This window comes from Dietzia massiliensis (assembly GCF_018390595.1).
GTDB lineage: Bacteria > Actinomycetota > Actinomycetes > Mycobacteriales > Mycobacteriaceae > Dietzia > Dietzia massiliensis.
Genome location: NZ_JAHBAV010000137.1, coordinates 1 through 727, shown reverse-complemented (window position 1 = coordinate 727; position 727 = coordinate 1). Strand labels below are relative to the sequence as shown.

Annotated in this window: 2 tRNA genes and 1 rRNA gene; all 3 read right to left on the bottom strand. The window is 49.8% G+C overall.

From position 1 onward, the window contains the following. Positions 1–244: 244 nt before the first annotated feature. Positions 245–320: transfer RNA gene (locus tag KHA85_RS20060), tRNA-Ala, on the bottom strand. Between the two features lie 41 nt (positions 321–361). Next, positions 362–435, bottom strand: a tRNA-Ile gene (locus KHA85_RS20055). A 75-nt stretch (positions 436–510) separates the two neighbouring features. Next, positions 511–727: ribosomal RNA gene (locus tag KHA85_RS20050) — 16S ribosomal RNA — on the bottom strand; the annotation flags it as partial.

The window sequence follows — 727 nt, the reverse complement described above, 5'->3', positions numbered from 1 at the left end:
GCCTAGGCATCCACCGTGTACGCTTAGTCACTTAACCTCACAACCCGAAGATGTTTCCATCGTTCAAGTTGCAAACATTTGAGAGACTCTATGACAGGTTACTCTTCATTCCGGTACATCTACGGAGGAATGAATTTCAGCCGTCATGTTTCAATTTTCAGCTTGTTCCAGATTGTTAAAGAGCAAAATACTTCGCAGCATACTGTTGCCAATATACTCTGAAGTAGTGAAATACCGGACTATATGGTGGAGCTAAGCGGGATCGAACCGCTGACCTCCTGCGTGCAAGGCAGGCGCTCTCCCAGCTGAGCTATAGCCCCATACAGTCACGCGCAGTACCTTTTCCCCTGCCGAGAAGGGGTAGGCCTGAGTGGACTTGAGCCTCCGACCTCGCCCTGATCAGGGGTGCGCTCTAACCTCCTGAGCTACAAGCCTATAAAGGTATTTCTGCTCGTTACTTTTTCATCAGACAATCTGTGTGAGCACGCCACTCGAAGCAATATCTTTAGGTAAGGAGGTGATCCAACCGCAGGTTCCCCTACGGTTACCTTGTTACGACTTCACCCCAGTCATGAATCACAAAGTGGTAAGCGCCCTCCCGAAGGTTAAGCTACCTACTTCTTTTGCAACCCACTCCCATGGTGTGACGGGCGGTGTGTACAAGGCCCGGGAACGTATTCACCGTAGCATTCTGATCTACGATTACTAGCGATTCCGACTTCATGGA